The following is a 13,635-nucleotide window of genomic DNA, read 5'->3' as shown; positions in this document are numbered from 1 at the left end:
GCGACCTTTGCGACGCAATCCGCTGTCTTTTTACCATTTACCGCTTAACCGCGAAACTCGGCGCGACCGTTGTACTTGGCCTTGCCGTTCAACTGCTCTTCGATGCGCAGCAGTTGGTTGTACTTGGAAACGCGGTCGGAGCGGCACAGCGAACCGGTCTTGATCTGGCCCGCCGCAGTGCCCACGGCCAGGTCTGCAATGGTCGAGTCTTCGGTTTCACCGGAACGGTGGGAGATCACGGCGGTGTAGCCGGCAGCCTTGGCCATCTGGATGGCTTCCAGGGTTTCGGTCAGGGTGCCGATCTGGTTGAACTTGATCAGGATCGAGTTGGCGATCTTCTTGTCGATGCCTTCTTTCAGGATCTTGGTGTTGGTCACGAACAGGTCGTCGCCCACCAGTTGGGTTTTCTCGCCGATCTTGTCGGTGAGGATTTTCCAGCCAGCCCAGTCGGACTCATCCAGGCCGTCTTCGATGGAGATGATCGGGTAGCGTTCGGTCAGGCCCTTGAGGTAGTCGGCAAAACCTTCGGCAGTGAACACCTGGCCTTCGCCGGACAGGTTGTACTTGCCGTCTTCGAAGAACTCACTGGCGGCGCAGTCCAGGGCCAGGGTCACGTCGGTGCCCAGCTTGTAGCCAGCATTGGCCACGGCTTCGGAGATCACTTTCAGTGCATCTTCGTTGGACGCCAGGTTCGGTGCGAAACCGCCTTCGTCACCAACCGCGGTGCTCAGGCCACGGGCCTTCAGCACGGCCTTGAGGTGGTGGAAAATCTCGGTGCCCATGCGCAGGCCTTCGGAGAAGGTCTTGGCGCCAACCGGCTGCACCATGAATTCCTGGATGTCGACGTTGTTATCGGCATGCTCGCCGCCGTTGATGATGTTCATCATCGGCACCGGCATCGAGTAGACACCCGGCGTACCGTTGAGGTTGGCAATGTGCGCGTACAGCGGCAGGTCCAGGTCCTGGGCAGCGGCCTTGGCAGCGGCCAGGGACACGGCGAGGATCGCGTTGGCGCCCAGGGTGGCTTTGTTTTCGGTACCGTCGAGCTTGATCATGGCCTGGTCGAGGGCCTTCTGGTCGGCAGGGTCCTTGCCCAGCAACAGGTCACGGATCGGACCGTTGATGTTGGCGACGGCTTTCAGCACGCCCTTGCCCAGGTAACGGCTCTTGTCGCCATCACGCAGCTCCAGCGCTTCGCGCGAGCCAGTGGAAGCACCGGACGGCGCGCAGGCGCTGCCGATGATGCCGTTGTCGAGAAGCACGTCCGCTTCGACAGTGGGGTTGCCACGGGAGTCGAGAACTTCACGACCTTTGATGTCGACGATTTTTGCCATTGTTGTAAACACTCCAAAGTTGACGAAAACGACGCAGCGAGAGGAAATCTTTTACCGTCGGCGGGGATCGAGCAGCGGGCAGGCTCGCCGACGACAACGCCCGGCCTGCAGGCCAGAGCGTTTATCGAGCGGTACTTTACCGGAGAAAACCGCGTTACGCGGTTTCTATCGTCGGAAACCCCTTGACCAGCTCATCCAGCGACTTGAGCTGAGACAGGAAAGGTTCCAGCTTGTTCAAGCGCAAGGCACAAGGCCCGTCGCACTTGGCGTTGTCAGGGTCAGGGTGGGCTTCAAGGAACAGGCCCGCAAGGGACTGGCTCATGCCAGCCTTGGCCAGGTCGGTCACTTGGGCGCGACGGCCGCCGGCGGAGTCGGAACGACCGCCGGGCATTTGCAGCGCGTGGGTCACGTCGAAGAACACCGGATATTCGAACTGCTTCATGATGCCGAAGCCGAGCATGTCCACCACCAGGTTGTTGTAGCCGAAGCTCGAACCACGTTCGCAGAGGATCAACTGGTCATTTCCAGCTTCTTCGCACTTGCTCAGGATGTGTTTCATTTCCTGGGGCGCGAGGAACTGGGCTTTCTTGATGTTGATCACCGCGCCGGTCTTGGCCATCGCGACCACGAGGTCGGTCTGGCGCGACAGGAAGGCCGGCAACTGGATGATGTCGCAGACTTCGGCGACGACCGCGGCCTGGTCAGGCTCGTGGACGTCGGTGATGATCGGCACGCCAAAGGCTTGCTTGATGTCCTGGAAAATCCGCATCCCCTCTTCCAGGCCCGGGCCACGGTAAGAGGTCACCGACGAACGGTTGGCCTTGTCGAAGCTGGCCTTGAAGACGTAAGGGATGCCCAGCTTCTGGGTCACCTTCACGTATTCTTCGCAGACCTGCATCGCCATGTCGCGGCTTTCCAGCACGTTCATGCCGCCGAACAGCACCATGGGTTTATCGTTGGCAATCTCGATGTCGCCGACGCGAATGATCTTCTGGGCCATCGTCTTATGCCTTTTTCTGGTGTTGAGCCAAAGCGGCTTTCACAAAACCACTGAACAACGGATGACCGTCGCGCGGTGTCGAGGTGAACTCCGGGTGGAACTGGCAGGCAACAAACCATGGATGGTCAGCAGCCTCGACCACTTCCACCAGCGCACCGTCACCGGAACGACCGGAAATTTTCAGGCCAGCTTCGATCAACTGCGGCAGCAGGTTATTGTTCACTTCGTAGCGGTGGCGATGACGCTCGACGATCACGTCCTTGGCGTAGCAATCGTGCACCTTGGAGCCGGCTTCGAGCAGGCATTCCTGGGCGCCGAGGCGCATGGTGCCACCCAGGTCCGAACTCTCGGTACGCACTTCGACGGCGCCGGTGGCATCTTCCCACTCGGTGATCAGGCCTACGACCGGGTGACCGCTGGCGCGATCGAATTCGGTGGAGTTGGCGTCTTTCCAGCCCATCACGTTACGGGCGAACTCGATGACCGCCACTTGCATGCCCAGGCAGATGCCCAGGTATGGCACCTTGTTTTCGCGAGCGTACTGCACCGCGGTGATCTTGCCTTCCACGCCGCGCAGGCCAAAGCCGCCCGGTACGAGGATCGCGTCGGCGCCTTCAAGCAGGCCGGTGCCCTGGTTCTCGATGTCTTCGGAATCGATGTAGCGCAGGTTGACCTTGGTGCGGTTGCTGATACCGGCATGACTCATCGCTTCGATCAGCGACTTGTAGGCGTCCAGCAGTTCCATGTACTTGCCGACCATCGCGATGGTGACTTCGTGCTCGGGGTTGAGCTTGGCATCGACCACGGCGTCCCACTCGGACAGGTCGGCGCTGGCGCATTGCAGGCCAAAGCGCTCGACGACGAAGTCATCAAGGCCCTGGGAATGCAGGATGCCCGGGATCTTGTAGATGGTGTCGGCGTCTTCCAGGCCGATGACCGCGCGTTCTTCCACGTTGGTGAACTGGGCGATCTTGCGACGCGAGGAGATGTCGATCGGGTGATCGGAGCGGCAGATCAGCACGTCCGGCTGCAGGCCGATGGAGCGCAGCTCCTTGACCGAGTGCTGGGTTGGCTTGGTCTTGGTTTCGCCGGCGGTGGCGATGTACGGCACCAGGGTCAGGTGCATCAGCATCGCGCGCTTGGCGCCGATTTCGAAACGCAACTGGCGGATGGCTTCGAGGAACGGCTGGGATTCGATATCGCCCACGGTGCCGCCAATCTCGACCATCGCGACGTCGGCATCGCCGGCACCCTTGATGATGCGGCGCTTGATTTCGTCGGTGATGTGCGGGATGACCTGGATGGTCGCGCCCAGGTAGTCACCACGACGCTCTTTACGCAGCACGTGCTCGTAGACCCGGCCGGTGGTGAAGTTGTTGTTCTGGGTCATGGTCGTGCGGATGAACCGCTCGTAGTGGCCCAGGTCCAGGTCGGTCTCGGCGCCGTCGTGGGTGACGAACACTTCACCGTGCTGGAACGGGCTCATGGTGCCTGGGTCGACGTTGATGTACGGGTCCAGCTTGAGCATGGTGACCTTAAGTCCCCGCGCCTCCAGGATGGCCGCCAATGAAGCCGAGGCAATGCCTTTCCCCAATGAAGAAACAACACCGCCCGTGACGAATATGTAGCGCGTCATGAAAAACCCTAGAAGTCTGCGTTAAAGCGGTCCGAGCCGCCGGGGAAAGCGAAGGAAGGCCGAAGCCCCCGATCACCTGCATTAATCACAGTGCACCTTTCAAAAAAACCGCCGCGTCGGGACAGACCGGAGGTGAAATCACCGGTACGTTGCTCGCTACACATTTTTTGGAATCGCCCAGCAAAGACTGCTTGGTAATCGGCAACTCCTGCAATTCAGGCGAATCCACAGAAGTTGTATCAAGAAGGGAGCGTAGTCTACCGGAAAGCCCCTTTCAGCTCAAACCCAGATCTTGGCTTTCATGGCTGCCAAATCAGTTGCCATCTGCCGTCAGCGTCCCGATCCAACATCGGGAGGTTGGCAATCCCCAGCAATTGCTCGCCCCGATACAGCAAAGGCAATCGAGCGCGAACGAACGCCGGCACGCCGTTTTCGTTGAGCACACGCTTGAGGTCCCGGTGCCCGCGCCCCGGCAGTTCCATGACCTCGCCGCCCTGGCGATAGCGGATGCAAAGCGCTCCCGCGGGGGCTTCGCCGCGAAGGATCACCCGGCCATTGCCGGGCAGTGACAACACCTGATCAACCCGGGGCCATCCAACGGGACCGGAAACTGGCTGCAACCAGTGGTCGGATAACCACCAGATGCGTCCGCCGCTCCGGTGCATTTCCCCATCGGCGAGACGCCAGACGGGATGGCCATCTTCCCTGGCATCACGCAACGAGTCCCAGCCCACCCAATGGTCGCTATCGGGAAACCTCGTCACAGGCGCCAGCCAATGGCTCAGCGCATTGCGCTGGCGGGCGGGGGACAAGGCCCGCAAAGGCGCCAATTCAAGCGACCGCAGCCCGAGCCAATCGAACGCGCTGACGGTCAGGGCCCGCTCCAGGTCGATCTGCGCCAACTCATCCAGCAAGCCTTGCGCCTCGCTCAGATGCGCGGCGCTGCGGGCGAGGGTCAACGATGCATGGGGCCACTGCTCGGCGAGGACCGAAAAGACCCGCTGGCGCAGGAAATTGCGGGCGTATCGATGATCCTCATTGGAGGGGTCATGAACCCAGCTCAAGCCATGCCGACTGGCATATGCCTCCAACTCCGCCCGGGACACATCGAGCAATGGCCGCAGCAGATGCCCCTGCCCCAAGGGACGCTGCCTCGGCATCGCCGACAAACCCCGTACCCCTGCCCCACGCAGCAAACGGAACAACAGGGTTTCGGCCTGATCGTCGCGGTGCTGGGCAGTGAGCAGCACGTCGTTCTCTTGTGTCGCGGCAATGAAAGCCGCGTAGCGCGCGTCCCGGGCGGCGCGCTCTACGCTGGCGCCGGGCCGGACCTCCACGCAGGCCACTTGCAGCGGCACGCCCAAGGCGTCGCAGACCTGACGACAATGTTCCGGCCACGCGTCGGCCACGGCCTGGAGGCCATGATGAACGTGGATTGCGCTTATTGGCGGCAGGGATTGGTTTTCGGCCAGGGAAACGAGCAGGTGCAGCAGGACGGTGGAGTCGAGGCCACCGGAGAAGGCGATTCGCCAGGTGGCTGCGTGGCGCCAGGGAATGAGTTGGGTCAGCAGGCGGCTTGGCAGATCGTTGCTTGCATTCATGGGTTTCAGCCTTGGCACAAATCAAATGTGGGAGCGGGCTTGCTCGCGAAGGCGGTAGATCAGTCAACACATGGGTTGAATGTTAAACCGCTTTCGCGAGCAAGCCCGCTCCCACATTGGCTCCCCCCAACAGTTGGAAGCTTGGTCAGATCAGAGACCGTAGCTCATCAACCGCTCATAACGACGAGCCAGCAGCGCTTCGTTGTCGAACTTCTTGAGCATCGACAGCTGCGAGCTCAGCTCAGCGCGGATCAGCGCCGCGGCTGCAGCAGGGTCGCGGTGGGCGCCGCCCACTGGCTCGTTGATCACTTTATCAACGATGCCCAGGCCCTTGAGGCGCTCGGCGGTGATGCCCATGGCTTCAGCGGCATCCGGCGCCTTCTCGGCGGTTTTCCACAGGATCGAGGCGCAGCCTTCCGGCGAGATCACCGCGTAGGTGGAATATTGCAACATGTTCAACTGGTCGCAGACGCCAATGGCCAACGCACCGCCGGAGCCGCCTTCGCCAATCACGGTAGCGATGATCGGGGTCTTCAGGCGAGCCATGACGCGCAGGTTCCAGGCAATCGCTTCGCTCTGGTTGCGCTCTTCGGCGTCGATGCCCGGGTAGGCGCCCGGGGTGTCGATGAAGGTCAGGATCGGCATCTTGAAGCGCTCGGCCATTTCCATCAGGCGGCACGCCTTGCGGTAGCCTTCCGGACGCGGCATGCCGAAGTTGCGGCGCACTTTCTCGCGCACTTCGCGACCCTTCTGGTGACCGATCACCATCACCGGCTGGTCGTCCAGGCGGGCAACGCCGCCAACGATCGCGGCGTCATCGGAGAAGTGACGGTCGCCGTGAAGCTCATCGAACTCGGTGAAGATGTGTTCAATGTAGTCCAGGGTGTAGGGCCGACGCGGATGACGCGCCAGACGCGCGATCTGCCAGCTGGTCAGCTTGCCGAAGATATCTTCGGTCAGCGTGCGGCTCTTGTCCTGCAGCCGAGAGATTTCATCGCCGATATTCAGCGAATTGTCGTTACCGACCAAGCGCAACTCTTCGATCTTGGCTTGAAGGTCGGCGATCGGCTGTTCGAAATCTAGAAAATTCGGGTTCATAGGCGTCCGTCTTGGGTCGACGTCCAAGAGAGCTTGGGCCGGCCGGTTGTCTATTCGCGCCCTACCTTAAGGGAGAGGCGCGTTCAGGTCGAGATTAAAAATTCGAGTCGAGGTCAGGGGCGCTCCGGGTATGGGAGTGGCCCCTGGCCGTCAACGGTATTGGAGGAAGACGTTGTCTTTGCCGAACTGGTCACGCAAGGCTTGAATCAACGCATCCGCCGGGTCGATCCGCCACCCCTCGCCGAACTGCAGCACGGCCTTGGCGTCGGGGCGCACATACTCCATGGTGATTGGACACGCACCGCGATGGCGCTTGAACAACTCTCCCAGCCAGCGTAGCTGGTCACCCTTGAGGTCCTGGGTCTGCAACTTCAGGCGCAGGCTCTCGGCCAGGTTGGTACGGGCATCTTCCATGCTCATCACACGCTTGACCCGAAGCCGCAGGCCGCCAGAAAAATCGTCATTGCTGACTTCGCCTTCCACGACGACCATGGCATCAGTCTGCAACAACGACTGCGCCGAATGGAACGCATCGGCGAACAATGACGCCTCGATGCGTCCGGAGCGGTCGTCGAGGGTGATGAAGCCCATCTTGTCGCCCTTTTTGTTCTTCATCACCCGCAGCGCGATGATCATGCCAGCGACGGTCTGGGTGTCGCGCGCGGGCTTGAGGTCAATGATGCGCTGACGGGCGAAACGGCGAATCTCGCCTTCGTATTCGTCGATCGGGTGACCGGTCAGGTAGAGGCCCAGGGTGTCTTTCTCACCCTTGAGGCGTTCCTTGAGGGTCAGCTCCTTGGCCTTGCGATGGTTACCGTAGACATCGGCGTCTTCCTCGACGAACAGCCCGCCAAACAGGTCGGCGTGGCCGCTGTCATGAGTGCGGGCGGTCTGTTCGGCCGCCTTGATCGCTTCTTCCATCGCCGCCAGCAATACCGCGCGATTGCGGTCGATGTTGGCCTGATAGGCCTTGGGCTCATCGTGAAAATACGGACCCAGACGGTCCAGCGCGCCACTGCGGATCAAACCGTCGAGGGTGCGCTTGTTGATGCGCTTGAGGTCGACCCGGGCGCAGAAATCGAACAGGTCCTTGAAGGGCCCGTCCTGGCGCGCCTCGGTGATGGCCTCTACCGGACCTTCGCCCACGCCCTTGATCGCACCGAGGCCATAAATGATGCGGCCTTCGTCGTTCACCGTGAACTTGAATTCCGAAGCGTTCACGTCCGGCGCGTCGAGGCGCAGCTTCATGGTCCGCACTTCTTCGATCAAGGTCACGACCTTGTCGGTGTTGTGCATATCCGCCGACAGTACGGCCGCCATGAATGGCGCCGGGTAGTGAGCCTTCAGCCATGCGGTCTGGTACGACACCAGGCCATAGGCGGCGGAGTGGGATTTGTTGAAGCCGTAGCCGGCGAACTTCTCCACCAGGTCGAAGATGTTGCCCGCCAGGTCCGCATCGATGCCGTTGTTCGCGCAACCTTCGATGAAACCGCCGCGCTGCTTGGCCATCTCCTCGGGCTTTTTCTTACCCATGGCTCGACGCAGCATGTCCGCGCCGCCGAGGGTGTAGCCGGCCATCACCTGGGCAATCTGCATCACCTGTTCCTGGTACAGGATGATGCCGTACGTCGGAGCCAGTACCGGCTTGAGGCCATCGTACTGGTAATCGGGATGCGGATACGCGAGCTCGGCGCGGCCGTGCTTGCGGTTGATGAAGTCATCCACCATGCCCGACTGCAGCGGCCCCGGACGGAACAGGGCCACCAGTGCGATCAAGTCTTCCAGGCAGTCGGGCTTGAGCTTCTTGATCAGCTCCTTCATGCCCCGGGATTCAAGCTGGAACACCGCCGTGGTCTCGGCTTTCTGCAGCAGGCTGTAGGTCGGCTTGTCGTCCAGCGGGATGAAGGCGATGTCCAGCGGCTCTTCGCCGACCTTGGCCCGGTCGCGGTTGATGGTTTTCAATGCCCAGTCGATGATCGTCAGGGTCCGCAAGCCGAGGAAGTCGAACTTCACCAGGCCCGCCGCCTCGACGTCATCCTTGTCGAACTGGGTGACCAGGCCGTCGCCTTCTTCATCGCAATAGATCGGCGAGAAGTCAGTGAGCTTGGTCGGTGCGATCACCACGCCACCGGCGTGCTTGCCGACGTTACGCACCACGCCTTCGAGCTTGCGTGCCATCTCCCAGATTTCCGCAGCCTCTTCATCGACCTTGATGAAGTCCCGCAGGATTTCTTCCTGCTCGTAGGCCTTCTCCAGGGTCATGCCGACTTCGAACGGAATCATCTTCGACAGGCGATCCGCCAGGCCGTAGGACTTGCCCTGCACCCGCGCCACGTCGCGCACCACAGCCTTGGCCGCCATCGAACCGAAGGTAATGATCTGGCTCACCGCGTTACGACCGTACTTCTCGGCCACGTAGTCGATCACCCGGTCGCGACCGTCCATGCAGAAGTCGACGTCGAAGTCGGGCATGGAAACCCGCTCCGGGTTGAGGAAACGTTCGAAGAGCAGGTCATATTCCAATGGGTCGAGGTCGGTGATCTTCTGCACGTAGGCCACCAGCGACCCGGCGCCCGACCCACGGCCAGGGCCTACCGGCACGCCGTTGCTCTTGGCCCACTGGATGAAGTCCATGACGATCAGGAAGTAACCGGGGAAGCCCATCTGGATGATGATATCCAGCTCGAAATTCAGCCGATCGACATAGACCTGGCGCTTGGCTTCGTAATCTTCGGTGGTGTCCTTGGGAAGCAGGACGCTGAGGCGCTCTTCGAGACCGTCGAACGACACCTTGCGGAAATACTCATCGATGGTCATGCCATCGGGAATCGGGAAGTTGGGCAGGAAGTGCTTGCCCAGCTTCACTTCGATGTTGCAGCGCTTGGCGATCTCGACGGTGTTTTCCAGCGCCTCGGGCAGGTCGCTGAACAGTTCCGCCATTTCCTCGGCGCTCTTGAGGTATTGCTGGTCGCTGTAGTTTTTCGGCCGACGCGGGTCGTCGAGGGCCCGGCCCTCACCGATGCAGACGCGAGTTTCGTGGGCTTCGAAATCTTCCTGCTTGATGAACCGCACGTCATTGGTCGCCACCAGCGGCGCACCGAGCTTGTCGGCCAGGGCCACGGCGGCGTGCAGGTGCTCTTCATCATTAGGGCGATTGGTGCGTTGGACCTCGATGTAGAAGCGATCCGGGAACACCGCCATCCAGTCGCGGGCCAGTTGCTCGGCTTCTTCGGCATTGCCGCTGAGCAGGGCCTGGCCGATTTCACCTTCCTTGGCCGCCGACAGCATGATCAATCCTTCGCTCGCCTCGGCCACCCACTCGCGCTCGATGATGATCGAACCGTTACGCTGGCCGTCGATAAAGCCGCGGGAAATCAGCTCGGTAAGGTTGCGGTAGCCAACGGCGTTCATCACCAGCAGGCTGATCCGGCTCAGCGGCGCGTCGGGGTCCTTGTTCGAAAGCCATAGGTCGGCACCGCAGATCGGCTTGATCCCGGCGCCCATGGCGTTCTTGTAGAACTTGACCAGCGAGCACATGTTGTTCTGGTCGGTAACGGCCACGGCCGGCATGTTCATGCCCACCAGCGTCTTGACCAGGGGCTTGATCCGCACCAGACCGTCGACCAGGGAGTATTCAGTGTGCAGGCGTAGATGAACGAATGAAGCCGGCATAGTGATCCTGCGTTAAGTCATGAAAACAACAAGGCCCGGATTGTACCGGGCCTTGGGTAAAACATCAGCCAGCAACCCATTCTCTTGAAGATTGAGCCCGTGGCGAGCGAGCTTGCTCCCGCTGGGCTGCGCAGCAGCCCCCTTCTTATGGGCGCTTCGCACCCAAGCGGGAGCAAGCTCCCCGCCACGATGAATCAGGTGAACCCCTCGCTCACGACCAACCCATCACGAGCTTCATAAGCCAGCCGAACCGGTGCAAACGAACGCCGATGGATGGGCGTAGGCCCAAGGCGCGCCAGGGCTTCCAGATGGACGGGGGTCGGGTAGCCCTTGTGACTGCCGATGCCATAGCCCGGGTAGATCAATTCGAACGCGGCCATTTCCCGGTCACGGCTGACCTTGGCCAGGATCGAGGCCGCCGCGATGGCGGGTACCTTGCCGTCGCCCTGGATGACCGCTTCGGCGCGCATCGACAGTTTCGGACAACGATTGCCGTCGATCATCGCCAGCTTCGGCGTGATATGCAGCCCCTGCACTGCACGTTGCATGGCGAGCATGGTGGCGTGCAGGATATTGAGTTCATCGATTTCTTCGACTTCGGCCCGGGCAATGCACCAGCTCAGGGCCTTCTCGCAGATTTCTTCGTAAAGTTTTTCGCGACGGGCTTCGGTGAGTTTCTTGGAATCATCGAGGCCGAGGATCGGCCGTTTCGGATCGAGAATCACCGCGGCGGTCACCACGGCGCCGCACAAAGGCCCGCGCCCGACTTCATCGACACCGGCCACCAGCTCTTCCACTTCGGCAACCAGGTTGAAATCCAGGCCCATCTGTAGCTTTACGTTGCTCATGGTTTTGCGCCGATCAGGGTCAGTACTGCGTCGGCCGCCTGATTGGAGGCATCGCGGCGCAAGGTACGATGAATTTCGTCAAAGCCCCGAGTCTGTTCCGCGCCGCCATCGATCAAGGGCGACAGCGTTCTGGCCAAAGCGTCGGCGGTCGCATCGTCTTGCAGCAGCTCGGGGACCAGCAGGCGCTGGGCCAGCAGATTGGGCAAGGAAACGTAAGGGCTCTTGACCATGCGCTTGAGAATCCAGAACGTCAGCGGCGCCAGGCGATAGGCAACCACCATCGGGCGTTTGAACAGCAACGCCTCAAGGGTAGCAGTGCCGGATGCAATCAACACGGCGTCACAGGCCGCCAGCGCATCATGGGAACGCCCATCGAGCAACGTCACTGGTAAATCGCGACCGACCAGCAGGGCTTCAAGCTGGACGCGACGCTGCGCACTGGCACACGGCAGGACAAACCGTACACCGGGGCGCATTGCCCTCAGGCGCTCGGCGGCGTCAAAAAACAGGCCACCCAGGCGACTCACTTCGCCGCCCCGGCTGCCGGGCATCAATGCTACCAGCGGCCCTTCCGGCAGGCCCAACGCCTGGCGCGCCGCTTCGCGATCGGCTTGCAGGGGAATGGTATCGGCCAGGGTATGCCCGACAAACCGCACCGGCACGCCTTTTTCTTCGTAGAAGCGGGCTTCGAATGGCAGCAGCGTCAGCATCAGGTCGCAGCCTTCGCGGATTTTCAGCACCCGCTTCTGCCGCCAGGCCCAGACAGACGGGCTGACGTAATGCACGGTCTTGATCCCGGCCTGACGCAACTTCAGTTCGATATTGAGGGTGAAATCCGGCGCATCGATGCCGATGAATACGTCCGGTTTTTCGTCGATCAGCGTCTGGATCAGCTTCTTGCGACGAGCGAGCAGCTCGCGCAGGCGCCCGAGCACCTCCACCAGGCCCATGACCGACAGGCGTTCCATCGGGAAGTAGGATTCCATCCCTTCGGCTTGCATCAATGGCCCGCCGACCCCAATGAACTCGACTGCGGGATGCTGCGCCTTGAGCGCGCGCATCAAGCCGGCCCCCAGGATGTCACCGGAAGCTTCACCCGCCACCAGCGCAATACGCAGATTGGCCATGGTCAGCGAGTGATGCCGCGGGTCGAAGACTGGATCGAGTCACGGAATATCGCGATTTCCGGGAACTGCGTGGACGCTTCGGCCAGCTCGGCGAGCGCCTGTTCGACGGTCAGGCCCTGGCGGTAGACAACCTTGTAGGCGCGACGAAGCGCCGTGATCGCCTCTTCACTGAAACCACGACGGCGCATGCCTTCGAAATTCATGCTGCGCGCTTCGGCCGGGTTACCGAACACGGTGACATAGGCCGGGACATCCTTGCCGATGGCGGTGCCCATGCCGGAGAAACTGTGGGCGCCGATATGGCAATACTGGTGGACCAGGGTGAAACCGGACAGGATCGCCCAATCATCCACGTGCACATGGCCGGCCAACGCCGTGTTGTTGACCAGGATGCAGTGGTTGCCGATGACGCTGTCGTGACCGATGTGGGCATAGGCCATGATCAGGTTGTGATCGCCCAGCGTCGTTTCGGAACGGTCCTGAACGGTGCCACGGTGAATCGTCACGCCTTCACGGATCACGTTGTGATCGCCGATCACCAGGCGGGTTTCTTCACCTTTGTACTTGAGATCGGGCGTGTCCTCGCCTACCGATGAAAACTGGTAGATGCGATTGTGCCTACCGATCCGGGTCGGGCCCTTGAGAATTACGTGGGGACCGATCACGGTGCCCTCGCCGATTTCCACACCTGCGCCGACGATCGACCATGGGCCAACCTCGACATCGGCGGCCAGCACGGCCGTCGGATCGATGATTGCGCGAGGGTCAATCAAACTCATAGCTTGCGTTCCGCACAGATGATTTCAGCGGAGCAGACCGGCTTGCCGTCGACCGAAGCCTGGCATTCGAACTTCCAGATCTGACGCTTGCAGCTGATGAACTTGGCCTCGAGGATCAACTGGTCGCCCGGGGTCACCGGCTGGCGGAAGCGCAGCTTGTCGGAGCCGACGAAGTAGTAAAGCGTGCCGTCGGCAGGCTTCACGTCGAGCATTTTGAAACCAAGGATCCCGGCAGCCTGAGCCATCGCTTCGATGATCAACACGCCCGGCATGATTGGATGCGCGGGGAAGTGGCCATTGAAGAACGGTTCGTTGATGCTGACATTCTTGTAGGCGCGAATGCGCTTGCCTTCAACATCCAGGTCCACGACCCGATCCACCAGCAGGAACGGGTAACGGTGAGGCAGGTATTCGCGAATCTCGTTGATGTCCATCATTTCGGGGGGAAGCCTATGTAAAGATTGGGAGCGCACGATTGACGCGCACCCCGCTAGCAAATCAAGGAGGCCAAGGCCTAGCGGCTGTGCACACTTGATATGG

The 13,635-nt window shown here is 61.1% G+C and carries 9 protein-coding genes and 1 pseudogene; all 10 read right to left on the bottom strand.

Annotation, left to right across the window (positions count from 1 at the left end; translation table 11 throughout):
* Positions 1-44 precede the first annotated feature (44 nt).
* The 10 genes and pseudogenes from eno to fabZ all read right to left on the bottom strand — a co-directional run bounded on the left by eno (position 45) and on the right by fabZ (position 13,532).
* The gene (eno, locus tag JZ00_RS17305) at positions 45-1,334 is read right to left on the bottom strand and encodes a phosphopyruvate hydratase (RefSeq protein ID WP_039591969.1); all 1,290 of its coding nucleotides are present in this window, start codon (positions 1,332-1,334) and stop codon (positions 45-47) included.
* Positions 1,335-1,488: 154 nt separating this feature from the next.
* Complete coding sequence (gene kdsA, locus JZ00_RS17300) at positions 1,489-2,334, bottom strand: 3-deoxy-8-phosphooctulonate synthase (RefSeq protein WP_030139476.1); 846 nt, start codon at positions 2,332-2,334, stop codon at positions 1,489-1,491.
* A 4-nt stretch (positions 2,335-2,338) separates the two neighbouring features.
* Entirely contained in the window at positions 2,339-3,970 is a 1,632-nt protein-coding gene (locus JZ00_RS17295) for a CTP synthase (RefSeq protein ID WP_030139477.1), read from the bottom strand.
* Between the two features lie 274 nt (positions 3,971-4,244).
* Positions 4,245-5,571 (bottom strand): annotated as a pseudogene (gene tilS / locus JZ00_RS17290) (tRNA lysidine(34) synthetase TilS).
* A gap of 150 nt (positions 5,572-5,721) precedes the next feature.
* Positions 5,722-6,669, bottom strand: a complete 948-nt coding sequence (locus JZ00_RS17285) for an acetyl-CoA carboxylase carboxyltransferase subunit alpha (RefSeq protein WP_039591972.1) — start codon at positions 6,667-6,669, stop codon at positions 5,722-5,724.
* 150 nt (positions 6,670-6,819) lie between these two features.
* Positions 6,820-10,341, bottom strand: a complete 3,522-nt coding sequence (dnaE, locus tag JZ00_RS17280; RefSeq protein ID WP_039591973.1) for a DNA polymerase III subunit alpha — start codon at positions 10,339-10,341, stop codon at positions 6,820-6,822.
* A gap of 194 nt (positions 10,342-10,535) precedes the next feature.
* Entirely contained in the window at positions 10,536-11,189 is a 654-nt protein-coding gene (rnhB, locus tag JZ00_RS17275; RefSeq protein ID WP_039591974.1) for a ribonuclease HII, read from the bottom strand.
* Positions 11,186-12,316 (bottom strand): lipid-A-disaccharide synthase, encoded by a 1,131-nt coding sequence (gene lpxB / locus JZ00_RS17270; protein WP_039591975.1) that lies wholly within the window; start codon positions 12,314-12,316, stop codon positions 11,186-11,188. Before lpxB ends, rnhB begins: the two co-directional genes overlap by 4 nt.
* Before the next feature lie 2 nt (positions 12,317-12,318).
* Positions 12,319-13,095: an acyl-ACP--UDP-N-acetylglucosamine O-acyltransferase gene (lpxA, locus tag JZ00_RS17265; RefSeq protein WP_039591976.1), complete on the bottom strand. Its 777-nt coding sequence runs from the start codon at positions 13,093-13,095 to the stop codon at positions 12,319-12,321.
* The gene (gene fabZ / locus JZ00_RS17260) at positions 13,092-13,532 is read right to left on the bottom strand and encodes a 3-hydroxyacyl-ACP dehydratase FabZ (protein WP_003184897.1); all 441 of its coding nucleotides are present in this window, start codon (positions 13,530-13,532) and stop codon (positions 13,092-13,094) included. Before fabZ ends, lpxA begins: the two co-directional genes overlap by 4 nt.
* Positions 13,533-13,635 lie beyond the last annotated feature (103 nt).

The sequence above is a fragment of the Pseudomonas frederiksbergensis genome (assembly GCF_000802155.2).
Classification (GTDB): domain Bacteria; phylum Pseudomonadota; class Gammaproteobacteria; order Pseudomonadales; family Pseudomonadaceae; genus Aquipseudomonas; species Aquipseudomonas frederiksbergensis_A.
The sequence above is the reverse complement of the archived record's forward strand: the minus strand, read 5'-3'. Positions and strand labels throughout refer to the sequence as shown.